Source organism: Luteibacter sp. P1_D3, assembly GCF_056406135.1.
Genome location: NZ_JBFUAT010000015.1, coordinates 1 through 22,867, shown reverse-complemented (window position 1 = coordinate 22,867; position 22,867 = coordinate 1). Strand labels below are relative to the sequence as shown.

25 protein-coding genes are annotated in these 22,867 nt (G+C 64.5%); 13 read left to right on the top strand and 12 right to left on the bottom strand.

The features are described 5' to 3' along the window. Positions 1–5 precede the first annotated feature (5 nt). Positions 6–1,127 carry an MFS transporter gene (locus AC1DYM_RS11535; RefSeq protein ID WP_477338383.1) on the bottom strand — a complete coding sequence of 374 codons (1,122 nt, stop codon included), beginning with the start codon at positions 1,125–1,127 and terminating at the stop codon, positions 6–8. Between the two features lie 100 nt (positions 1,128–1,227). Next, positions 1,228–1,470, bottom strand: a complete 243-nt coding sequence (locus tag AC1DYM_RS11530; RefSeq protein ID WP_477338381.1) for a hypothetical protein — start codon at positions 1,468–1,470, stop codon at positions 1,228–1,230. Positions 1,471–1,765: 295 nt separating this feature from the next. Here AC1DYM_RS11530 and lexA point away from each other — a divergent pair, with 295 nt between their 5' ends. The 5 genes from lexA to AC1DYM_RS11505 all read left to right on the top strand — a co-directional run bounded on the left by lexA (position 1,766) and on the right by AC1DYM_RS11505 (position 8,209). After that, complete coding sequence (gene lexA / locus AC1DYM_RS11525; protein ID WP_477338379.1) at positions 1,766–2,392, top strand: transcriptional repressor LexA; 627 nt, start codon at positions 1,766–1,768, stop codon at positions 2,390–2,392. Positions 2,393–2,394: 2 nt separating this feature from the next. Further along, a complete protein-coding gene (gene imuA / locus AC1DYM_RS11520; RefSeq protein WP_477338377.1) occupies positions 2,395–3,024 on the top strand; it encodes a translesion DNA synthesis-associated protein ImuA in 630 nt (209 codons plus the stop codon). Positions 3,025–3,097: 73 nt separating this feature from the next. Then, complete coding sequence (locus AC1DYM_RS11515) at positions 3,098–4,507, top strand: Y-family DNA polymerase (RefSeq protein ID WP_477338375.1); 1,410 nt, start codon at positions 3,098–3,100, stop codon at positions 4,505–4,507. Between the two features lie 6 nt (positions 4,508–4,513). Then, positions 4,514–7,672: an error-prone DNA polymerase gene (locus AC1DYM_RS11510; protein ID WP_477338373.1), complete on the top strand. Its 3,159-nt coding sequence runs from the start codon at positions 4,514–4,516 to the stop codon at positions 7,670–7,672. Positions 7,673–7,891: 219 nt separating this feature from the next. Further along, positions 7,892–8,209 carry a hypothetical protein gene (locus AC1DYM_RS11505; RefSeq protein WP_046966770.1) on the top strand — a complete coding sequence of 106 codons (318 nt, stop codon included), beginning with the start codon at positions 7,892–7,894 and terminating at the stop codon, positions 8,207–8,209. A gap of 69 nt (positions 8,210–8,278) precedes the next feature. Here AC1DYM_RS11505 and AC1DYM_RS11500 read toward each other — a convergent pair whose 3' ends face one another. From AC1DYM_RS11500 to AC1DYM_RS11485, 4 genes are all read right to left on the bottom strand, one after another. Beyond that, positions 8,279–8,503: an RNA-binding S4 domain-containing protein gene (locus AC1DYM_RS11500; RefSeq protein ID WP_046966834.1), complete on the bottom strand. Its 225-nt coding sequence runs from the start codon at positions 8,501–8,503 to the stop codon at positions 8,279–8,281. A gap of 32 nt (positions 8,504–8,535) precedes the next feature. Then, positions 8,536–9,522 (bottom strand): MBL fold metallo-hydrolase, encoded by a 987-nt coding sequence (locus tag AC1DYM_RS11495; RefSeq protein ID WP_477338370.1) that lies wholly within the window; start codon positions 9,520–9,522, stop codon positions 8,536–8,538. Positions 9,523–9,586: 64 nt separating this feature from the next. Next, the gene (locus AC1DYM_RS11490) at positions 9,587–10,003 is read right to left on the bottom strand and encodes a ketosteroid isomerase-related protein (protein ID WP_477338368.1); all 417 of its coding nucleotides are present in this window, start codon (positions 10,001–10,003) and stop codon (positions 9,587–9,589) included. Between the two features lie 8 nt (positions 10,004–10,011). Beyond that, complete coding sequence (locus AC1DYM_RS11485; RefSeq protein ID WP_477338366.1) at positions 10,012–11,124, bottom strand: S-(hydroxymethyl)glutathione dehydrogenase/class III alcohol dehydrogenase; 1,113 nt, start codon at positions 11,122–11,124, stop codon at positions 10,012–10,014. A 495-nt stretch (positions 11,125–11,619) separates the two neighbouring features. On the opposite strand from AC1DYM_RS11485, the gene AC1DYM_RS11480 reads away from it, so the two are divergent. Next, positions 11,620–11,778 (top strand): hypothetical protein, encoded by a 159-nt coding sequence (locus AC1DYM_RS11480; RefSeq protein ID WP_154670752.1) that lies wholly within the window; start codon positions 11,620–11,622, stop codon positions 11,776–11,778. A gap of 168 nt (positions 11,779–11,946) precedes the next feature. On the opposite strand, the gene AC1DYM_RS11475 is transcribed toward AC1DYM_RS11480, so the two are convergent. Next, a complete protein-coding gene (locus tag AC1DYM_RS11475) occupies positions 11,947–12,150 on the bottom strand; it encodes a hypothetical protein (RefSeq protein ID WP_477338364.1) in 204 nt (67 codons plus the stop codon). Positions 12,151–12,223: 73 nt separating this feature from the next. Continuing rightward, entirely contained in the window at positions 12,224–13,543 is a 1,320-nt protein-coding gene (locus AC1DYM_RS11470; RefSeq protein WP_477338362.1) for an Nramp family divalent metal transporter, read from the bottom strand. Positions 13,544–13,647: 104 nt separating this feature from the next. On the opposite strand from AC1DYM_RS11470, the gene AC1DYM_RS11465 reads away from it, so the two are divergent. The 3 genes from AC1DYM_RS11465 to AC1DYM_RS11455 all read left to right on the top strand — a co-directional run bounded on the left by AC1DYM_RS11465 (position 13,648) and on the right by AC1DYM_RS11455 (position 15,491). Beyond that, positions 13,648–14,256 (top strand): flavodoxin family protein, encoded by a 609-nt coding sequence (locus tag AC1DYM_RS11465; RefSeq protein WP_477338360.1) that lies wholly within the window; start codon positions 13,648–13,650, stop codon positions 14,254–14,256. Between the two features lie 104 nt (positions 14,257–14,360). Then, positions 14,361–14,546: a CsbD family protein gene (locus AC1DYM_RS11460; protein ID WP_477338358.1), complete on the top strand. Its 186-nt coding sequence runs from the start codon at positions 14,361–14,363 to the stop codon at positions 14,544–14,546. Positions 14,547–14,591: 45 nt separating this feature from the next. Then, positions 14,592–15,491: a YihY/virulence factor BrkB family protein gene (locus AC1DYM_RS11455; protein WP_477338356.1), complete on the top strand. Its 900-nt coding sequence runs from the start codon at positions 14,592–14,594 to the stop codon at positions 15,489–15,491. Here AC1DYM_RS11455 and AC1DYM_RS11450 read toward each other — a convergent pair. Next, a complete protein-coding gene (locus tag AC1DYM_RS11450) occupies positions 15,460–16,590 on the bottom strand; it encodes an acyltransferase family protein (protein ID WP_477338354.1) in 1,131 nt (376 codons plus the stop codon). The two genes, AC1DYM_RS11455 and AC1DYM_RS11450, sit on opposite strands and share 32 nt — an antisense overlap. 75 nt (positions 16,591–16,665) lie before the next feature. Further along, positions 16,666–16,794 carry a hypothetical protein gene (locus AC1DYM_RS11445; protein WP_477338352.1) on the bottom strand — a complete coding sequence of 43 codons (129 nt, stop codon included), beginning with the start codon at positions 16,792–16,794 and terminating at the stop codon, positions 16,666–16,668. A gap of 151 nt (positions 16,795–16,945) precedes the next feature. Between AC1DYM_RS11445 and AC1DYM_RS11440 the strand changes: the two genes are divergently transcribed. Genes AC1DYM_RS11440 through AC1DYM_RS11430 form a run of 3 tightly spaced genes read left to right on the top strand, consistent with a single transcriptional unit; the run spans position 16,946 to position 19,995 of the window. Next, positions 16,946–18,310 (top strand): amidohydrolase family protein, encoded by a 1,365-nt coding sequence (locus tag AC1DYM_RS11440; protein ID WP_477338350.1) that lies wholly within the window; start codon positions 16,946–16,948, stop codon positions 18,308–18,310. 7 nt (positions 18,311–18,317) lie between these two features. Further along, on the top strand, positions 18,318–19,799 hold the full coding sequence (locus AC1DYM_RS11435) for an ATP-binding protein (RefSeq protein WP_477338348.1): 1,482 nt from the start codon (positions 18,318–18,320) through the stop codon (positions 19,797–19,799). Positions 19,800–19,845: 46 nt separating this feature from the next. Beyond that, on the top strand, positions 19,846–19,995 hold the full coding sequence (locus tag AC1DYM_RS11430) for a hypothetical protein (protein ID WP_477338346.1): 150 nt from the start codon (positions 19,846–19,848) through the stop codon (positions 19,993–19,995). Here AC1DYM_RS11430 and AC1DYM_RS11425 read toward each other — a convergent pair. Continuing rightward, on the bottom strand, positions 19,992–20,195 hold the full coding sequence (locus AC1DYM_RS11425; protein WP_477338344.1) for a hypothetical protein: 204 nt from the start codon (positions 20,193–20,195) through the stop codon (positions 19,992–19,994). The genes AC1DYM_RS11430 and AC1DYM_RS11425 overlap by 4 nt on opposite strands. Positions 20,196–20,369: 174 nt before the next feature. Here AC1DYM_RS11425 and AC1DYM_RS11420 point away from each other — a divergent pair, with 174 nt between their 5' ends. Next, positions 20,370–21,077, top strand: coding sequence for a Crp/Fnr family transcriptional regulator (locus tag AC1DYM_RS11420; protein ID WP_477338342.1), 708 nt, complete (start codon positions 20,370–20,372; stop codon positions 21,075–21,077). Between the two features lie 3 nt (positions 21,078–21,080). Here the strand turns inward: AC1DYM_RS11420 and AC1DYM_RS11415 are convergent. Then, positions 21,081–22,867 (bottom strand): TonB-dependent receptor domain-containing protein (locus AC1DYM_RS11415; protein ID WP_477338340.1); only part of this gene is annotated, 1,787 nt, incomplete at its 5' end.

Genomic DNA, 22,867 nt, shown 5'->3' with positions numbered 1-22,867 from the left:
CTTGATCAACGGCGCGCAATGGATGCGCAGAGGGATACCACGATGAGCAGGCCCGCGACGCCGGCCAGAGCAACCGACAGCGTGCTTGCCTTGGCGACGAACCCGATGACTGCCGGCCCGGCGAGCATGCCGGCGTAACCCAGCGAGGTCACCGTGGCGATGGCGATGCTGGGCGATGTCCGGGGCAGCCGGCCGGCGGCACTGAACAGCACGGGCACGATGTTCGAGGCACCGATGCCAACCATGGCGAAACCAAGCAGGGCGACAGGCCCCCAAGGCAGCACCGTAGCGAGGAAAAAGCCAGCAGCGGCGATCAGGCTACCGAAACGAACGATGTTGACCGGGCCAAAGGCGGCAGTGATGCGGTCGCCAAGCAGGCGTCCCACGGCCATGGCCACCGAGAACGCCGCGTAGCCCAGGCCGGCGACCGACGGCTCGAAACCGCGCGAGAAGCGCAGGAACACCGCGCTCCAGTCGAGCATGGCGCCCTCGGCCAGGAACACCACCATGCACAGGAAACCGAGAAGGAAGACGGCAGCGCCTGGCAGTCGGAACGGTGCGTGCGGCTCACCGGAGCCGTCATCGTGACGGACGAGGAAGTGCCGCCACTGCGTGGCGACGATGACCAGCAACAGGATCGATACCGCGATCGCGCTCCCCGTCAGAGGCGCCCCTGTGTGCAAAAGGGCCGCCATGCCAGCCGAACCGGCCAGTCCGCCCACGCTGAACAAGCCGTGGAAGCCGGACATCATCGGCCTGCCCTGCTGCTTCTCGACATCGACCGCGTGTGCATTCATCGCCACGTCGACCACGCCCAGCGAGGCGCCGAAGAACAGCAAGGCCGCGCCCAGCCACCAGACGCTCGGTGCAAGGGTCAGCAACGGCAAGGCCAGGCAAACCAGCAAGCCACTCACGCCGATCACGTCGCGGTGGCCGAAGCGATGGCTAAGGAAACCCGCCAGGGGCATGGCGATCACCGCGCCGAAACCCATGCACAGCAGCACGAGGCCTAGCGTCGCGTCATCGAGGGCCAGGCGCGCCTTGGCGTAAGGCACCATCGGTGCCCAGCTGGCCATGCCTATACCTGAAAGCAGAAAGATCAAACGGGTAGCGCGTACGGGATTCATGCAGATTCCGGGAACAAGGAATGCGCATCAATGTACGTAAACATGCATAAACGTGCAACAAGAAATGCACGAATGGTGTCGGATCAGTCCAAAGACGACGCTAGACCCAGTGGAAACCCTTGGCCATCAGGGCAGCCATACCCACGGCGACGGTGATGAGCGCGCCGAACAGGAGGCGGAAATCCGTGCGGGCCTGATAGCGGACGTCGCGGAATTCGGAACGGACTTCCTTTTGGAAGTCGCGCATCCCTCCTTTGAAATCACGCACCTCGGTACGCAAGCCGCGGAGATCATCCTGGATATGCTGGGTGGTGACTTCCAGCTGGGTAAGTCTATGTTCCATGGCGGCATCCTGCGTTGGCGAGGGGTTGCATGCAAGCTGCCTGCATCCAGCGGACTGAGGGGTAGATATCGCACCGGAGGTAAAGGCAGCGCTCATGGCAATCTCTGGGCCGCTCAGACGGCTTATTCCGAAGGTTTGTCCATGGTTGGCCTAATGACACGCTACCTCTAGTCCCCCTTGCCCTCGACTTCGCGTAGGGGGAAACCGGACTGAGATAGGGCGACATGCCCTTGAGGCATCCCGTAATCGAAGCTCCCCCTTGCACCGCTCCCCCGGCATGTGTACAAATGTACGCATGTCGACACCTACCCTTACCGAGCGTCAGCAAAAGACCCTTTCCTTCCTGCAGGAATACCTGCAGACGCAAGGGCTTCCGCCGACACTGCGCGAGATCGCCGATGCCCTGGGCTTTTCCAGCCACAGCTCGGCACAGGCCTGCGTCGAGTCCCTGGTCCGCAAGGGCGTGCTGGAGCGCTCCCCGCAGCACCGCGGCCTGCGCCTACCCGCCGGCCTGGCATCGAACCTCCGTGGCCCTGCCGCCAACGAGCTGCCGCTGATCGGCCGCGTCGCCGCCGGCTCGCCCATCCTCGCCGAGGAAAACATCGAATCGCAACTGGAAGTCGACCCCGCGCTGTTCCGCCCTCGCGCCGATTACCTCCTGCGAGTCGTCGGCCTGAGCATGCGTGATGCCGGCATCCTGGATGGCGACCTGCTCGCCGTGCACAAGACGGCTGTCGCCACCGACGGCCAGATCGTCGTCGCGCGGCTGGACGACGAAGTCACCGTGAAACGCCTCAAGCACGACCGCAACCGCCTCCTGTTACTGCCTGAAAATCCCGACTTCGAGCCGATCGAAGTCGACCCCCGTCGCCACGCGTTCGCCATCGAAGGGCGTTACGTCGGCATCATCCGCAGGACCTGACCATGAACGCCATCGCTTCCCCGAATCTCGCTCAGGTGCTCGACCATCCCGGTATCTGGCGGCGTTCCGCCGATCGTCAGCCGCGTGTCCGCGCGCTGTCCACGGGCTGGACCTCGCTCGATGCGAAACTGCCCGGCGGCGGCTGGCCGCAGGGCGCGCTCAGCGAAATCCTGTTCGAGCACGACGGCCTGGGCGAACTGGACCTGGTCATGCCGGCGCTCGCCGCACTGACCCAGGAACACCGCCGGGTGATCTTCGTGGCGCCGCCTTATCTGCCGTATGCCCCCGCGCTTGCCGCCGCCGGTGTCGACCTGCGCTTCCTGCATGAAATCCATGCGGGCAGCACCGAGGCCGCATGGAGCATGGAACAGTGCCTGCGCTCGGGTTGCTGCGGCGCCGTGGTCGGCTGGCTGCCGGACATCGATTACCGCAGCCTGCGACGCCTCCAGCTGGCCGCCGAAACCGGCGACGCCTGCGCCATGATTTTCCGGCCGGCCACGCATGCCGAGCAGAACAGCCCGGCGGCGCTCCGTCTCAAGGTCAGCAACAGTGACGAGGCCACCTATGTGGATGTCCTCAAGTCGCGCGGTATGCTGACTACCACCGCTCCGCTGCTGCGCATGCGGGCCTGATGGATCCCGTCATGACGCCGCGTTCCACACGCCGTCGTGACGGACGCTCCGTCGTCGCCCCTCTTACGCAGCCATGCTTTGGGCCTGCCTCCGTTTTCCCGGCCTGGCGTTCTCCGCCGCCTTCGCCGCGACACCGGAGGCAGGCCCCTCCGCTCTCCTCGACGGCCACGCGCGCCAGCGCCTGATCGCCGCCGCCAATGAAGAAGCCGCGAGCCTGGGCGTACGCCGCGGGCAGAGCGTCGCCGCCGCGCGGGCGCTATGCCCGGCCCTCGACGTACGCCCACGTGACCGTGATGCGGAAACCCGCCTGCTCGCCGGTATCGCTGCCTGGTGCTACCAATTCAGCGGGCATGTGAGCCTCGCGCCGCCGCAGGCCATCCTGATGGAAGTGGGAGCCAGCCTGCGCCTGTTCGATGGGTGGCCGGTACTCGCCGAACGCCTGCGTAGCGGTCTGCTCGAACAGGGCCATCCACACACTATCGCGGCCACGCCGTTCGCTTCCGCCTCGTGGATCTTTGCCGCGAGCGCGGATGGCATGGTGCTGCCGGAACGCGAAGGCGTGCTGCGCATGCTGGCCATCTTGCCACTGGGCCAAAGTGGTCTTTCCGCCAGCATGGTGAAGTCGTTGCATGCGATGGGCTTCCGCCGCCTGGAAGACATCTTCCGCCTGCCCCGTCCCGAATTGACCCGGCGCATCGGCCGCGACGGCGTCGCCTGGCTCGATCGCATTCGTGGTCAGTCCGCGCATGCCCTGCCCGCCTGGCAGCCACCGGCGAATTTCCAGCAGAAAATCGAGTTCGACAGCGAGCTCGATGGCAGCCAGCCCTTGCTGTTCCCCTTGCGTCGCCTGACCCGCGAACTGGCCAACCTGCTTGCGGCACGCGACGGCGGCGTGCAGCGTTTCACCCTGACGCTCGAACACGCCCGCGGCGAGAGCACCCGTATCGTCGTCGCCATGGCAGCGCCCCAGCGCGAAGCCGAGCGCCTTTTCGAACTGGCACGCACCCGCCTCGAACGGGCTACGTTACCGTCGCCGGCGCGGGCGATCGAACTCGTCGCCGACGAGTTACCGGTCTTCCGGCCGCCCCTGCGCGACCTGTTCGAGCCCGTTCGTGGTGATGGTCTCGACTGGCCCACCCTGGACGAACGACTGCGTGCGCGCCTGGGCGACGCCGCGTTGCGGCAGATTGCCCTGGTGGCCGACCATCGACCCGAGCGCGCCATGCGCTATGGCACGCCCGGCCCTGTCGTTTCCTTGCCACGTCGGCGCCGGCCACTCTGGTTGCTGCCTCGTCCCATGCCGATGCGGCCGGATCCGGTCGCCGTCCTCGCCGGTCCCGAACGCATCGAAAGCGGCTGGTGGGACGGTGCCGATGCACGTCGCGATTACTACATCGTGCGCACGGCGCAGGGACAGCAAGCGTGGGCCTACCTGCCACCCGGCACCCTCGACGGCTGGATGCTGCACGGCTGGTTCGCCTGAGCTCCCATGCTTCCCTTCGAACTGCCGCCTCCCGCCAACGATGGGGATGCCCTTGTCCCCGCCTATGCCGAACTGCATGCACTGAGTGACTTCAGTTTCCAGCGTGGCGCGTCCAACGCGCGCGAACTGTTCGAACGTGCGAAGGACATCGGGTACGACGCGCTGGCCATCACCGACGAGTGCTCCCTTTCCGGCATCGTGCGTGCCCTGGAGGCGTCGCTGGAAACCAGCCTGCCCCTGATCGTGGGCAGCGAGTTCCGCCTTGAAGATGGGACCGTCCTGGTGTTGCTGGTGGAGAACCAGGCGGGCTACACCGAACTATGCCGGCTCATCACCCTGGCCCGGCGGCGTGCCCCCAAGGGCCGCTATGAAGCGCATCGCACGGACTTCGAGTCTTTGGCCGAAGGTCTCTGCGTGCTATGGATCCCCGGCCCCCTGGCCGCCACCGATGCTTCCCTGCACGACGACCGCGCACACTGGGTGGCGACCCACTTCAGTGGCCGCGCGTGGCTTGCCGTGGAACTGCATCGCAGCCAGCACGACGAGGTCGAACTGGCCGCCCTGCGCGAACTCGGTGCACGTCATGCACTGCCTTGTGTCGCCGCCGGCGATGTCCACATGCACCTGCGCCGGCGACGTGTCCTGCAGGACGTGATGACAGCGATCCGCCTCAATCGCCCCGTTGCCGAGGCAGGTCATGCCTTGTTTCCCAATGGCGAGCGCCATCTGCGTCGACGCGAAGCCCTTGCGCGCATCTATCCCCTCGACCTCATCGACGAGACGCTCGTCGTGGCAGCGCGGTGTACCGGTTTCGACATCCGCAAGATCAACTACGTCTATCCCCGTGAACTGGTGCCCGAAGGCATGGACGCGCCGGCCTACCTGCGCCAGCTCACCTATGCCGGCGCCGCCACGCGCTGGCCCGAAGGCATCCCCGAAAAGCTGGTCGAGCGCATCGAGACAGAGCTGACGCTCGTCGGCAAGATGGAGTACGAAGCCTTCTTCCTCACCGTGCAGGACATCGTGCGGTTCGCCCGCTCGCGCGACATCCTCTGCCAGGGTCGCGGCTCGGCCGCGAACTCCGTGGTCTGCTTCTGCCTGGGCATCACCGAGGTCAATCCGGCGCAGACCTCCACCCTGTTCGAGCGTTTCATTTCCATCGAACGCGACGAACCGCCGGATATCGATGTCGACTTCGAGCACGAACGCCGCGAGGAAGTGCTGCAGTACGTCTTCAACAAATATGGGCGCGAACGCGCCGCGCTCGCCGCCACCGTGATCAGCTACCGGCGCAAAAGCGCCGCCCGCGACGTCGGGCGCGCGCTCGGGCTGTCCGAAGACCAGCTCGATCAGCTCAGTCACGCCTACTCGCATGCCCATGGCGACGTGCCGATCACCGTTCGCCTGCAGGAGCGCGGCTTCGACATCACCAGCCGGACCATCCGCCAGCTGGTCGTGCTGGTGGAGGAACTCAACGGCATGCCCCGGCACCTCTCGCAGCACGTGGGTGGCTTCGTCATTTCCGATACGCCACTGCATTACCTCGTGCCCGTCGAGAACGCAGCGATGGACGATCGCACGATCATCCAGTGGGACAAGGACGAYCTGGAAACGATGAAGCTGCTCAAGGTCGACTGCCTGGCGCTGGGCATGCTCACCTGCATGCGCAAGGCGATCGACCTTCTACGCCTTCATGGTGGTGAGGATTACCGCCGTCTCGCCGATATCCCCATGAAGGACGACGCTACTTACGACATGATCCAGAAAGCCGACACCGTCGGTGTTTTCCAGATCGAATCGCGCGCGCAGATGTCCATGCTGCCGCGGCTGAAACCGACGTGCTATTACGACCTGGTCATCCAGGTGGCGATCGTCCGGCCCGGCCCCATCCAGGGCGGCATGGTCCATCCCTACCTGCAGCGGCGAAAGCTTCGCGCCGACGAGATCGTCTACGAACATAACGTACGACCCGTGCTGGAGCGCACGCTCGGTGTGCCGATCTTCCAGGAGCAGGTCATGGCACTCCTGCAGGTCGTCGCGAAATTCACGGCCGGCGAATCGGACGAACTACGCCGATCCATGGCGGCGTGGAAGCGTCGGGGCGGCCTGGAGAAATTCGAACCGAAGATTCGTCGCAACATGGCGAAGAACCGGTACTCGCCCGAATTCACCCAGCAGATCATCGACCAGATCAAGGGCTTCGGTAGTTACGGTTTTCCCGAATCGCATGCGGCCGGCTTCGCCCTGATCGCCTATGCCTCATCTTTCATGAAATGCCACCATCCGGCCATCTTCACCTGCGCACTGCTCAACAGCCAGCCCATGGGTTTCTACGCGCCGGCGCAACTGGTCGCCGACCTGCGTCGGCATGGCGTGGAAGTACGTCCACCGGATGTCACCCGCAGCGACTGGGATTGCACGCTGGAGCCCCTGCCAGGGAAAGCCGGTGCGATGAAGACCCAGCCCTTCGCCCTGCGCCTGGGACTGCGTCTTATCGGTGGTCTCTCCGCCGATCTCGGTGCGCGGATCGCTAACGCACGCACGGCCGCTCCCTTCCGCGACCTGGCCGATCTCGCCCATCGCGCGGGAATGAACCGCTTCGAGCGCGAACGCCTGGCCGACGCGGGCGCCCTGCGCGTTCTCAGCGGTCATCGCCATCGGGCACGCTGGGAGAGTTCCGGCATCGAACGCACGTTACCCTTGCTCGACAACGTCGCCGAGGAACGCCCCACCCTGCGACCGCCTACGCTCGCGGAAAATGTCTTCGCCGACTACGCCACCCAGGGACTCTCTCTTACCGCGCATCCGCTCGGCCTGATTCGCAAGAATTTGCAGTCCCGGCGCGTGCGGCGCGCCAGTGAGCTTGAAACCACGCGCAACGGGGCCTGGCTTCGCCACGCCGGCCTGGTCACGGTGCGCCAGCGTCCCCAGACCGCCAGCGGCATCACCTTCGTCACGCTGGAAGACGAGACCGGCCAGGTCAACGTGATCGTGCGGCCCAAGGTGGCCGAAGCCTTCCGCCAGGCGCTGCTCGATGCGGTGCTCCTCGCCGTCGACGGGCAGTGGCAGTCGATCGACGGCGTGCGCCATCTGATAGCGAATCGTCTTCACGATTTCAGTGACCTGCTTCCGGCTTTGGGCTCGGTCTCGCGCGACTTTCATTGACGGGCGTCGCGCTCACATGACGCATCCCGCGCCGTCACTTAACGGACGCTAATTTTCACCTGAACGAACGCCTAGGAAATGCTGCGTTGCAAGAGCAACGTTCATCGAAAAAGGGATAGCTTCTGCACCACGCACTCAGTCCGGGTCACCGGTGAGCGATGCCTACGCGCCGGGTATCGCAATGTTCCTATCGGCGCCACAAGTTCCAGGAGCTACGTCATGCGCAACACGAAACTGATCCTCGCGATGCTGGCTGGTTGTACCGTCATGAGCGGCGCGGCCTTCGCGCAGGATGCCGCCCAGAAAGCCGACAAGAGTGCCACGCCCACGCAGACGAGCAGCGATGCGATGAAGTCGGGTACCTCCGACACGTCGGCCACGTCCTCGGACAGCTCGATGAAGTCCGGTGACGCCATGAAGTCGGACGGCGCCATGAAGTCCGATGGCAGCATGAAGTCGACCCACAAGAAGGCGCACAAGAAGGCGGCCACGGGCGACACCGCGGCTCCGGCCAAGTCGTCCTCGTCGGGCATGTAATGCCAGGCGCATGAACGAAAAAACCCGGCGCCGCGAGGCGCCGGGTTTTTTAATGCGCGGATCCGACGCTCAATCCTCTTCGGGCAACACGCTGATTTCTTCATCGCCAAACTTGACCAACTGGCCAGCGCGGACCTTGTGCGTCTTACGCAACTCGACGACACCGTCGACCGTCACCAGGCCATCGGCGACGAAACGCTTGCCTTCGCCACCGCTTCCGGCGAGGCCGGCAAGCTTCAGCAGCAGGTTGAGTTCGACGTAGTCGCCTTCGAGGCGGAATTCATGAAACGACATGATGGGCGGCTTTCGGTTGATCGGGTCCACCATTAGAGCGCAATTCGGCCGCCGATGTTGAGGAGCATGAAATCGTCCTCCGTCAGGCCCGCTCCGGCCAGGGCCTCGCCGAGCAACCGGGGTGGCTCGTCCAGTTGGTCGTCGGCCAGTTCGAACACCCCCCAATGAATGGCGATGGAGCGCTTGCAGCCGACCTCCCGGTGCAGTTGCACCGCCTGTGCGGGGTCGACATGCTGACCTTGCATGAACCAGCGAGGCGCGTAGGCCCCGATGGGAATGGCAGCCAGATCGATCGGACCTGCCCGGCGGCCGATCTCGGCAAGCTTGTCCGAATAGCCTGTATCGCCCGCGAACCAGAAACGAAAGCCCTGATGGTCCATGACCCAGCCGCCCCAGAGCGATCGGTTACGGTCCCACAGCGTCCTCGCACTCCAGTGCCGTGCCGGCACGAAGGTGAACATGGCACCTCGCACTTCGGTGCTCGCCCACCAGTCCAGCTCACGCACATTGCCGATACCGGCCTTGTCGAACCACCGCTTCAAGCCGAGAGGCACGAGGAAAACGACCTGGGGAAATCGCCGGGCGAGCGCATGCACGGTCGCGCTGTCGAGATGGTCGTAGTGGTTGTGCGAAATCACCACCACATCGATGGCCGGCAGGCCAGCCACGTCGACGGGAGTCATCGTGCGGCGCGCCGGGCCGGCGAACGAGAGCGGCGAGGCACGTTGCCCCAGCACGGGATCGGTGAGGACGGTAAGACCCTGGTGTCGGACCAGGACGGTCGCGTGGCCGAGCCACCACGCCGCATCCTGATTACCACTGACATCCGCGGCCTGCCACCAACGGCGGGCAAACGCCTCGTAGCCAGCCTCGGGGGGACGCGGGAGCTGCTGCTCCTTGCGCTCCTTGCGCCAGCGTTTCAGGCCACCGGGTGGCCGTGTTTCCGGTTCAAGGTTACGGAATCCTTCCGGCGTATGGTGTTCCTTCGAACGATCGAAGTACGGGTTCGTCCAGGGCATGCTCAACCTTGAGAGGGCAACGGGTCGAAGAAGACCTGCGGCCCGTTGCCTGCCCGTTCAAGGCTCAGTCGACATCGATCCGACGGATCTGGGAAAGCCAGTCTTCGAGGTTGTAGTAGTTGCTGACCCGCAGGATCCTGCCGTCGGCGATCTCGAAGAAGGCGCCTCCGGCCAGGGCATACGACTGCCCCTGAGCCAGGGGTAGTCCTTCGTCGGTGGCTTTGTACACGCCGTGGATCATGTATTCCGCCGCACCCCGGCTGCCGGTTTCGTTCGCCATGACGACCACGTTCTTCAACTGCTCGACATAGCTCACGGTCGTGCGCTGGAGGAAGGCCGCGAAGCGCTCCCGCCCGACTTCACGACCGCTCTGGTTGAGATCATGAATGACGTTCTCGTCCAACAAGGCCAGCATGCCTGGCCAGTCGGCGCGGTTGAACGCCTCGTGGTAGCGGCGGATCAGGTCGATCGATGCATTCATCGGCAAGCTCAATAAATAATGACGGAGCGAATGGCCTTGCCCTCGTGCATGAGGTCGAAGGCGCGATTGATGTCTTCCAGCCCCATCGTATACGTGATCATCGGGTCGATCTTGATCTCACCGCCCATGTAACGATCGACATAGCCGGGCAACTGGCTGCGCCCCTTCACACCGCCGAACGCGGAACCGCGCCATACGCGCCCCGTCACCAGCTGGAACGGGCGTGTGCGGATCTCCTGACCGGCACCGGCGACGCCGATGATGATCGACTCGCCCCAGCCCTTGTGGCAGCACTCGAGCGCGGCGCGCATCACATCGACGCTGCCGATGCACTCGAACGAATAGTCGACGCCGCCGTCGGTCAGATCGACGATGACCTGCTGAATCGGGGTATCCGGGTAGTCGCGCGGATTGATGCAGTCAGTGGCGCCCAGCATCCTCGCCATCTCGAACTTCGACGGATTGGTATCGACCACGATGATGCGCGAGGCCTTCGCCATCACCGCGCCCTGCACGACCGACAGGCCAATGCCACCCATACCGAAGACCGCCACGGTCGAACCCGGCTCCACCTTGGCGGTGTTCAGCACCGCGCCAATGCCGGTGGTGATCCCGCAGCCCAGGAGGCACACCTTTTCCAACGGCGCTTCCTTGTTGATCTTCGCCAGGGAGATCTCCGGCAGCACCGTGTACTCGCTGAAGGTGCTCGTGCCCATGTAGTGAAGCAAGGGCTTGCCGCCGAGCGAGAAACGCGAGGTGCCGTCCGGCATCAGGCCCTTGCCCTGCGTGAGGCGGATCTTCTGGCAGAGATTCGTCTTGCCCGACAGGCAGAACTTGCACTCGCCGCATTCGGGCGTATAGAGCGGAATGACGTGGTCGCCGGGCTTGAGCGAGGTCACGCCCTCCCCGACTTCCTCCACGATGCCACCGCCTTCATGGCCGAGGATCACCGGGAAGGCACCCTCTGGGTCATCGCCCGACAACGTGTAGGCGTCGGTGTGGCACACACCGGTAGCCACGATGCGCACGAGGACTTCGCCTGCCTTCGGACCCTGAACATCGATTTCTTCGATGGAGAGCGGCTTTCCTGCCTCCCAGGCAACGGCGGCGCGAGACTTCATGGTGGAACTCCTCGTACAAATGCGGTCAAACCGGCTTGGGGCCGGGGGGGAAGGTCGATTCTAGCTGAACGGATGCTCATGCCCTACGTGGCGAGTCGATGCCCCTTGAGTTAAACTTGGGTTAACAGATCGGGCGCAAACGGCGAACGAAAGGCCGCCGCAAGAATCCGGTAACACCGCCGCAACCGCCCGGATGTATTTTTTTTGAAMCTTTTGCTTACACCCGCTGTCCAAGCTTTTAACGCTTGAAAGCCCTTGTAAAGCCAGAGGGCGCCCATAGAAAGGGCTGCGTAGGAAACTGGTTAGTACAGAAATTGGGCCCGGACAGGGCGTGACGAAAGACTAACGAACCTATTGTTCACCAAACGAAACGGACCAGTCGCTCAGCGCCCTACTACCGGCCTGCAGCAGCGCAAGGTCCACGCCACGCCAGAGACCGGCGGCGCGGCGTCAGACGATGGATTACCGGTCCCGTTAAAGACTGGGAGAGACGATATGAATGAGCTTCGCAACGATTACGGTATCTCGACCTTCGAATTCTCGAATGGCTACCTCGCCGCCGACACGGCCGGCATGGACCTGTTCGGCGGCGAAATGGACGGTTACGACTGGCTTGGCGAAGTCGCCAGCCGTCTGAGCGGCGACGCTCTCTGATCGACGGGCCCGCAGCATGCGGACCCCATGACGATCAGGATGCCTTCCTTGCCCTGGTCCGCGCCGCCTTCCTGGCGGCGGCTTCCCTTCCCGTAGCACCCCTGGTGTGCGCCGCCTTTCTCGCGGCGGCCGAACGGCTGCTCGCCGTTCGCTGCGCCTTCCTTCTTATCAGGGGATGCGAATATCCAGCGCCTCAGGCGCCGACGGCTTGGGGACGCCATCGTCTTCGGGATCGTCGGGATGCGGCGGACGCTCCTGTGGGCGATCTCGCGTGGGATCGGTGCCCGGGGTTTCCGGCTTGGGGGCGTTCGGCTTTTCTTCCGGGATGACGGGCGAGGTGCCTGGCGTTTCCGGAACGGCGGGGCTTTGCATCGGGTCAGGTCCGGTGAATGTCGTCGGGTGCCGAGACTGCCGGCCGCCATGTGATGCATATGTCAGCCCGACGTCACGCCAGATCGAACACCTGGGCAACCAGCCATAGATTGGCCGCCGAAATCACCAGGAAGAGAAACCATGCCGAGCACGATACGAGGCGGCTATTGGCGAACACGCCCATCAGACGGCGATCGTCGGTGAAGCGGATCAACGGATACATCGCGAAGGGCAATTGCAGGCTCAGGACCACCTGGCTGGCCACGAGCAAGGCACCGATCGCACGATCGCCCATCGTCACGACGCCAATAAAGGCCGGGATGATGGCCAGCCCTCGCGTGATCAGCCGCCGCTGCCAGCAGGGAAGCTTCATCTGCAGGAACCCGTCCATGATTACCTGACCGGCGATGGTGCCGGTGAAGGTCGAACTCTGCCCGGAGGCGAACAGACCGATCGCGAAGGCCATGGCGGCGACGGTGCTTCCGGCGATCGGCGCCAGCAGCTGATATGCATCGGAGATATCCGCCACGTCGGTGCGCCCCGTGCGGTGGAAGGCGGAAGCCGCCACGATGAGGATCGATGCATTGATGAGTAGCGCCAGACCCAGCGAGGCGATCGTGTCGACCCGCGTCAACCTGATCGCAGCGCGCTTGCCCTCGTCACCGGATACGGCGCGTGTCTGCACGATCGACGAGTGCAGGTAAAGGTTATGCGGCATGATCGTCGCGCCGAGGATGCCGATGGCCAGGTACAGTGGCTCGCGCGACGACAAGGCATGCAGAGACGGAACGAAGCCCGCCGCCACGGCGGCCCAGTCCGGTCCGAGCAGGAACAACTGAACCACGAAGCAGACGCCGATGGTGCCGACCAGCCCCAGGATGATCGCCTCGACCCGACGAAACCCCTGCCCTTGCAGGCCGAGCACGATGAAGGTGTCCAGCGCCGTCAACGCCACGCCGACAGGCAGGGACACGTTGAACAGCAGCTTGAAGGCCAGTGCGCTGCCCAGCACTTCGGCCAGGTCGCAGGAAATGATCGATATCTCCGCAAGCACCCACTGCACCCGCCCCACGACCTTCGGATAACGCTCGCTGGACAACCGCGCGAGATCCTTGCGCGTGGCGATGCCGAGCCGCGCCGCCAGGCACTGCAAGAGGATGGCCGCGAGGCTGGACAGCAGGACGACGAAGAGGAGCCGGTAGCCGAAACGCGAGCCGGCCTCGATGTCCGTCGCCCAGTTACCCGGGTCCATGTAGCCAACGGACACGAGCAGACCCGGTCCGGCAAAACGCGCGGCCTTCTTCCACCACGGCAGTTCCGCCGGGACCACGATCGAGCCGGCGACTTCGGAGGGACAGAACGGCGCGGTCGCCGTCTTAGGTAAGGAAAACATGGGCGTCATGCTAACCAAAGACCGCCGCGTCGTATGCACCTGAAGACGACGCGCATTGCACGTACGTGGCCTCACGGTGTGATCTTTCCATCGGAGAGACCACCATGTCGCTGAAAGCACTGGGATTGAACTGTACGCTGTCGCCGTCGCCCAAACCTTCGTCGACTCAGAAGCTGCTGGATCAATTACTGGACGGCCTGAGCAAACACGGCGTCGAGACCGATGACGCGCGCGTCGTAGACCTGAACATCAAGCCCGGCGTGAAGCACGACGAGGGTTCTGGTGATGACTGGCCCGCGCTACGCAAGCGGATGATGGCAGCCGACATCCTCGTGGTCGCGACGCCGATCTGGATGGGGCAGCCATCCAGCGTGTCAAAGCGCGTGCTCGAGCGCATGGACGCGATCCTCGGCGACATCGGCGACGATGGGCGCTACCCCACGTTCGGCAAGGTCGCCATCGTCGGCGTGGTGGGCAACGAGGATGGGGCTCACCATGTGACCGCCGAGCTGTACCAGGCGCTCGCGGACGTCGGCTTCACCATTCCTGCGGGAAGTTCGGCCTACTGGGTGGGCGAAGCGATGAGCGATACCGACTACATCGACTTGAAAAAGACGCCTGAGAAGGTCGCCAGCACCATCGCCATACTTACCACCAACGCGGCACACCTGGCGAAGATCCTGAAGGCGTCGAACTATCCCGCGCCACCTTGAACGAGTGAATGCGAGCGCACGAACGTTTCACGCGTCTGTAATGCCGTAACCGCTTAGATCGATCCCGCTGCGAATCGCGCAGAGTCTGCTAGAGGAACTCCAACATGGACAAGAATCGTACCGAAGGCACGAAACACGAAGTCAAGGGCGCCGTGAAGGAAGTCGTGGGCAAGGTCACGGGCAATCACGCCAAGGAAGCCGCCGGCAACATCGAAAAAAATGCCGGCAAGGTCCAGAAGGAAGTGGGCAAGGCAGCGGACAAGGCACGTGATGCCGATCGTCGTCATTGATCTGGCTGCGCGGGGGCCCACCACGGGCTCCCGCGCCCCCTGACCATGTCCCTGCGCCGCTGGTTCGATCTCGCGACCAAGTCCGTCCGCACTGCGATCGACGGCTTTACGGACGACGAGTTGATGACCCGGGCCGCGGCGCTTTCGTTTTACTCAGCCCTGTCCTTCGCACCCCTGCTGGTGCTCCTTTTGTGGGTATTGGCAGCGCTCCGGCCGGAATGGCAGAACGACCTGGTCGATAGCCTGACCAGCGTCATTGGCGCCCAGGGCGCCGGAGCCGTCAAGCTCGTTATCGACAACGCCCAGCAACGCCCCCACCTGGGTAACGTGGTCGGCCTGATCGGCCTGATCATCACGCTGTTCAGCGCGTCTGCCGTATTCACCCAACTCCAGTCGACCCTCAACCGGGTGTGGAAACTGCGGGCCAAACCGGGCGAAGCCGTGGTCGGCTGGCTGCGTACGCGCGCCCGTGCTTTCGGGCTGCTCGTCGGCATCGCCTTCCTGCTGATCATCTCGTTCGTCATCAACGGCCTGATCAAGGCTATGATTCCGGGCGATACCACGGCGTGGCAACTCACCGAGGCGATCATCTCCTTCGTCGTTTTCGCCGTCGCCTTCGGTGCCATGTACCGCGTGCTTCCCGATGCGCAGATCGCGTGGAAAGACGCGACACGCGGAGGCATCCTCACGGCGGTCCTGTTCGCCGCAGGCAAGTTCGTCATCGGCCTCTATATCGAGCACGCATCCGTCGGCGGTGCGTATGGTCCGGCCGGCGCCATCGTCGTCCTGCTGACGTGGGTGTACTACGCCTCGATCATCGTCCTGCTCGGCGCCGAACTCACACGCGGCCTCGCCGTGGCACGCGGCGCGAAAATCAGGCCCGCCGAGCACGCGGAAAGCTTCGCCGACGAGGTCACACCGTCGCGGCCACGCGAGCAGGCCTGAGCATGCGACGGCGAAGGACGCGATTGGTCGGGTCCGACAGGTAATGCGACACGAGCCAGCCGAGCAGCCAGCACAGGCCGATCGCGGGCAGGTACCAGATCCATCCCGTCGCCGTGTCGGTCCCGGTCATCCTGGCCACGCCCACCAGTGAGAACACGACGAACATGTGCGTCAGGTAGATTTCGTAGCTCGCCCGCCCCATCGACCGCAGCCAGGCCGTACCGGGCAGAGCACGCCCGCCTTCGGGTGAAGCGAGTACCAGGCACACCGCCGCACCGATCAGCACGAGGAGATACCCCTCGTGGACCGCATGCCACAGCCAGCCTCCCGAGAACATCACCAGGATGAGTGCTAGCACGCCGACGCCAGCAAGATAGCGACGGGTCGTCGGCGAAAGCACTCCGCGACGCGCGACGAACAGTGCGGCGAGCACGCCAGCCGCGATGGCCCCCATCCCCGGCAGATAGGCTTTTTCCTGCCAGATTTCGTTACCCACGATGGCCGCGCGGGTAAAGGGCACCGAGATCACCAGCAAGAGCAACAACGGCGCGAGCCACCGGGTCCTGCCCAGGCCCAGACAGATCAGCGGGAAGCCGAGATAGAAAACTTCTTCGATCGAGAGCGACCACAGGACATCCCAGCCGCCAGGCAACCAACCGGTTCTTCCCTCGTAGACATTCAAGGTAAAGGTCAAGGCGGACAAGGTGGCACCGGCCGGCGATTGCCGGGTCGCATCGATCACGTAGTTGGGCACGCCTGACACGTGGCAGGCGAGCAGGAGCGCGATGATGCCGAGGAGACAGGGCGCGATGCGCGCTACGCGGCGAGTGTAGAAGTCGCGCCAGTCGATGGTCCCGAGGCCGCCGTCGCGTTCCAGCGTGTGACGGGTGATCAGGAAGCCGGATATGACGAAGAACAGGAAGACGGCTTCGTAGCCGTTGAAGATCAGGCCCTTCAGGACGAACACCGGCGCCCAGGCCGCGGCATCCGTCTTATGTAACGGAAGCCGCAGACCCAGGTGGTGGATCACGACGAGGACGATACTGATCCCGCGCAGCGTGTCGATACCTGGGCTGCGCGGCAAGCTTGATCGGGACATGGGCACTTCCGCAATGGATCACGGAAGCTTATACGACAGGACGTGCCCGAATGGCGCGGGGCACGCCTTCGTGGATCAGGTGCAACCGCGCACGAGGAAGATCAGGATAAGGACGGGAATCGGCACGCCCAGCACCCAAAGAAGGATGTAACCGATGCCGCCACGCTGCTTGTCCGCGATAGGGGTGATGTTTTTCTCTTCCATTGCACGATGCTCCGGGGGTGGATTGGGTACGGAGATTCGGCTGCTCGACGTGCACCGCATGTGACAACCGCGCCACGACGGATTTCGCAACGACGCGGTCTTCGCAACTCGTGCATTATTCGTGACGAGCCATCATCTGGAAGGACGTCTCATGACCCTGCTGCGCCCCACCCTGCTCGCTCTCGCCCTGGCCGGAGCCGCCGGCTACGCCAACGCCGCCGTCGTGATCCGCGGGGCACGCGTCATCGACGGCACGGGCGCTCCGCCGCGCGAGGACGTCACCATGGTGATCGACGGCGACCACATTTCGCTCATGGGGCCAGGGCTTCGCGCCAAGATGCCGGCAGGCACCCAGGTCATCGACTACACGGGCAAGACCATCATTCCCGGGCTGGTGTCCGACCACGGGCACATTGGTTCGGTCGATGGCACGAAGAGCGGCCTGCCCACGCTCTACACGCGCGACAACAGCCTGCGCCAGCTACGCCAGTGGCGGGCCTACGGTGTCACCACCGTGACCTCGCTGGGCGTGAACAATCCCGACGTCTTCTATCCCCTGCGTGCCGACCTCCATGCCGGCAAGGCAGACGGGGCCGATCTGTTCGGCGCCGACCGCGGGATCGGCGTACCCAACGGCGCACCGCCGGCCAAGATGATGCAGGCAGGACCGGACCAGCTCGACCGGCCCGGCACGGTGGAGGAAGCCCGCGCCGACGTGGACGCAGCCGCAGCGCGTGGGACGGACCTCGTCAAGATCTGGCTGGACGATTTCAACGGCAGCCTGCCCGTCAAGATGAAGCCGGAGATCTGGCACGCCGTGATCGACGAAGCCCATGCGAAGCACCTTCGCGTCGCCGCGCACGTCTACTACCTGGACGATGCGCGCCAGCTGGTCGATGCGGGGGTGGACATCCTCGCCCATGGCGTTCGCGACAAGCCCGTGGACCCGGGATTCATCGACGCGATGAAGCAGCACGGCACGTGGTACATCGCCACGCTCGACCTCAATGAAGCGGCGTTCGTCTACGCGCGCCACCCCGGCTGGATGGACCAGCCGTTCTTTCAGCATGCGGTGCAGCCCGATCTCGCCCGACAGTTTGCCGACGGTGCCTGGCGCGACAAGGTGAACAACGATGGCTCGACACCGGTCAATGAAGAGGCCTTGCAGGTAAACCTGAAGAACCTCAAGACGCTCTACGACGCCGGCGTGAAGATAGGTTTCGGTACGGACGCGGGGGCCATGCCCTTGCGCATTCCCGGCTTTGCCGAGCATCGCGAACTCGCGCTCATGGTCGATGCCGGCCTGACCCCGCTGCAGGCCATCCATATCGCGACGCAGAGCGCCGCGCAACTGCTCAGTCTCGACGACCGTGGCGTTCTCGCCAACGGCAAACGCGCCGACTTCATCGTGCTCGACAAAGACCCCTCTTCCAACATCGAAGCGACCACGACGATCGATGCGGTGTGGCAACGCGGTCGCCAGGTGGCGGGCCGCGTCGACGCCTTCAAGCCCTGAGTCGGCGATGACCGGCGGCCGCGAAAAGATCTGGGCGATCTCGCGCGACCTGTACGTCGTGCTCGGTCGCGACGGCCGTTACCGCGACACCAATCCCGCCTGGCAAAGCGAGCTCGGTTACGACGACGCCGAACTGGTGGGCCTCGACTTCGAGCGACTGGTCCACTCCGACGACCTGGACCGTGCACGCGATGCCGTCAGCCAGATGATCGACGGCGATGTCGTCGAAGATCTCGAGTTACGCCTGCGCGGCAAAGATGGCAATTACCGATGGTTCGCATGGACCTGCGTTCCGGACGGCGACGTGGTCTACGGCATGGGCCGCGACACCCAGCGTCGGCGCGATATCGACGAGCAACAACGCCACGCCCAGAAGCTGGAGGCGCTGGGTCGCCTCACAGGCGGCATCGCACACGATTTCAACAATATTCTCGGCGGGATCGGCGGCGCGATCGAGGTCGTCGCCGAGCGGCTGGACAGCGGCCGCACCGATGGCACGCGACGGCTCCTGGACGCTGCGGGAGGCGCGGTGAAGCGCGCCGCCGGCCTGACCCACCGACTGCTCGCCTACGCTCGCCAGCAGGCCCTTTCCTTGTCCGACGTGGATGCCAATGCCCTCGTCAGGGAGCTCAACCTTCTGCTGCGCCCTCTCATCGGCGAGCAGGTGACGCTCGAACTGCGTATGCACGACGACTTGTGGCGCACCCTGTCCGACGCCAGCCAGCTCGAGAGCGCCGTGCTCAATCTTGCGATCAACGCACGTGACGCGATGCCGACAGGCGGGCGACTGACCATCCAGACGCGCAACGTTTCCGATACCGACATCGGCAGGGGGCGCCGCGATTACGTCGTAATCGCGGTCACCGATACGGGTACCGGCATGTCCTCGAGCGTGGTCGAGAAGGCCTTCGATCCGTTCTTTACGACCAAGGCGATCGGACAGGGGACGGGGCTCGGCCTGTCGATGGTGGACGGCTTCGCACGACAGACCGGGGGGCGCGCCATCATCGAATCGACACCGGGTCGCGGCAGCACGGTGAGCCTCTGGTTGCCGCGCCATGTCAGCGAGAACACCGCCTCCCACGCCCATGTGGACGCCGCCATGGTGCGCGGCCGGGGCCAGCGCGTGCTGCTGGTCGAAGACGAAGAGATGCTGCGCGCGATTGCGCGGGAAGTGCTCGAAGAAGCCGGCTACCAGGTGCGCGATTGCGCCGACGGCCAGGAAGCGCTCCGCCTGATCGACGCTGGTCCACCGCCCGACCTTTTGGTGACCGATATCGGCCTGCCTGGCATGGACGGCCACCAGCTCGCGCTTGCCGTTCGCGAAAGCTTGCGGACCCTTCCCGTCCTTTTCGTCACCGGGTACGCCTGGGACGCGTTTGCGGATTCGCCGACGTTACCGGAAGGAACCGCCATGCTGAGCAAGCCGTTCTCCGTCCATGCGCTGATCGACGCCGTTGCCGACCTGCTCGGCGGGACGACGACGTAACGTCAGCCTTTCATTTCGTTGATCCATGCCCACGGAGACTGAGGCCATGAATCGAACCCGTTACTACGCCCTGCTCGCCCTCATCGTGGCGATGATCGCCATCGTCGTCGTGGGCGGGATCATGAAAGGCGGCCCCGCAGGCGATACGCCTGACGACGGCGCACGGGCGCCGCGTTCGCACGGCGCGGAACGTTAGGCGGGCTCGACTTCACCCGGCGACGCTACTGCGGCGTCATGCGACGAAGCGGCGCGCTGCATGGCGACCAGGAAATCGACGCCATAACGCATGACGAACGGCGCCACCGTGCCGGGCATGAAGCCATCGGGCCAGGGTGCGGCGTTGCTATCGGTGTCTTCGACGGCGGGTGTGCTGACTTGCGTAACTCGACGTGCCATGGCCTTGACGGCCCCCTTTTGGTGTTCCCCCGTCGCTCTTACTAAGGCAAAACCACGGCAAGGTCAATGGGCTGGGCCCATGCGGCAAAACGGCGCAGCGCGATGACCTCACCCGCCGAGGCCGGTGACGCGGCCTAAAATGCAGGCGCGCTCCCTGAGTGCCGGAGGTTACCCGTGTCGACTGCATCAGCCCTTGCCAGCCCGTTCACCGCCGCGCGACGGCCGTCCATCTGCTGCAATGCGTCCTGCCGCCACGCTGCCGTCTGCGAAGCGACCCATGGTGGTGATCCGGCCCTGCTCGACATGCGCGAGGTGGTCGAGCGTGTCGGCCCGTTCTCCGAAGGCGATCGACTGGTCCAGCCCGATGCACCTCACCGCGCCGCGTTCGCCGTCCTCAGCGGCCTGGCAAAAACCGTCGGCGAAGGGCGCGTCCTCGCCTTTCACCTGCCGGGCGAACTCTTCGCCCTCGACGTACCTCATACCCAGACGCACAGCGCATCGGTGGTGGCCGTCGGCAAAACATGGTTCTGCCGATTTCCCCGCACCGCCACCGACGCACTGTGCGAACACAGTGAAGCGATCGCCGCCCATCTACGCGCACTACGCCGGCGCGAGCGCGCGTTCACCCGCCGCGCGACCGACGGGTCCGCCGCCGAGCGCGTGAAGTCGTTCCTGCTCGAGCTACTTGATCGCCGTCGCCGCGTGGAAGGCGTCGGCAGCGGCTTCATCCCGTTGCCGATGTCGCGCGACGATATCGGTTCGTACCTTGGCATGAGTGCGGCCACGGTGACCCGGATGCTGGCGAGGTTGCGAAGCGAGGGATCCATCGCCATCCGTGCGGATGGCGTGGATGTGCTCCAGGAAGCATCCCTGCGCGGCTGATCGTTACAGCTTCACCCGAACACCGACCGTAAAGAACCGCCCGACGACGCCATTCTGCGCATAGGTCGGGTTGTAGTTCAGTGCCGCGTAGTTCAGCGGGTCAAACGGCGCCTTCTTGTCGAACGCGTTCATGACCGAACCCGTGATCGCTATCTTGTCCGTAAGGTCGTAGCGACCGGTCAGGTCGAAGTCCGTGAACGACGCCATCCGGCAGTTCGCCGGGAAGTTCTCACCCGTATCCGTATTGGTCGAGAAGCAGCCGTCCGTCACGTCGGGTGCGGTCAGTTTGAGGCCGCTCGTGTAGTACAGCGTACCGGTGATCGTCGCCTTGCCGAACGTGATGCTGTTCGCCCACGAACCACGGTAGCGCGGCGTACCTGCGCCCGACGACACGCCGTAGGGACCATGCGTGCCGACGAAATCGAGCGTGGTGCCGTCCTCCAGCGTCAGCTTCCAGCTGATGATCTTGGTCAGGTTGATCTCGCTGGTGAAGCGCGTGTTCTCGTTGAAGCTGTAGCCGGCCTTGAGATTGAGGTCGACGCCCTGGGTTTTCAGGGAGTTCTGGTTCACCCACGGTGCCGCCACGACGAGAGGCCGTGGAAGCGCACCGGGCGCCGCCGGGTCCGGACCGTCCGCGATGATCGCCGAGCCGGCCGGCAACGGCTGGCCCGCAAAGTACGCATCGAGCACGGCGTTGGGATCCTGTTGCGCGATCACGCCGGTCTTCTTGATCCGGTAGAAATCCAGCGACGCGCTGAGGTCCTGTGTCGGCTGGAACAACAGGCCGAGGGTGTAGCTCTTCGAACGCTCCGGCTGGATCTTCGGATTGGACGTGGTCAGGAAGGCCAACGGATAAGGCTGAACGTAGCCGCTGTTGTTATGCGCGTCCTGGAAGTCCGCTGGCGGCGTAAACGTCGCAAAGCCCTCGCTCTGGCTGTTTCCGCTCTCGGAGAAGCCCGGCGCACGGTACCCCTTGGAGAACGTGCCGCGCACGGCCAGTTCCTCGAAAGGCTTCCACTTGAAGCCGATCTTCGGCGAGAAGTTGTTGCCGAAGTCCGAGTAGTGGTCGAAGCGGCTGGACGCATCCACCTCGAAGGACTCGGTAAATGGCGCATCCAGTTCGACGTAGACGCCACCCACGGTGCGCTGGCCGCTCGTGCGCGCGACACCCAGCCCCTGCGCCTGCAGGTTTGCATTGAGGTCCGGATCGTTCTGTTGCTCGTGGCGCACGTCGACGCCAGTGGCGAGACCGAGCGAGCCGCCACCCAGATCCATCAGCGGACGCGTGACGTGGAAGTCGAGCGATTGCAGGTCGCTGGTCGACGTTTTCCGCAACGTGGGCGAGAGTGCGTCGAGCAGCTCGCGCGAGTTCGCGGACGGATTGACGAAGTTATACGTGCCATTGGTAATCGCCGAAATCAGCTGCCCATAGTTGAGCAGACCGTCCAGGCGCGTATCCAGCGAATCATGGTTGAGCACCAGGGCCGTGTCGTAGCTCCACTCACCCCATTGCCCGGTGAGACCGCCGACCAGGCGGAGGTTGTGGTTGTCGGTCTGGCCGCTGGCCAGGGCACTGGGGAACGAGTAATTGATCAGTGCCGCGCTACCCTGGGCCGCGAACGGATTGTTCGGATTGAGCGAACCGTCCGGCAGCGTCGCCGGCAGGGCGATCGCATTGGTGTTGTTCGGCGTGCTCGCCTGGATCTGCGCCGGGGTACCCGGGAACGAGGTCTTGACCTCGTAATAGCTGCCGGCGATATAGGCCTGCGTTGTATCGGACAGCTTGATGG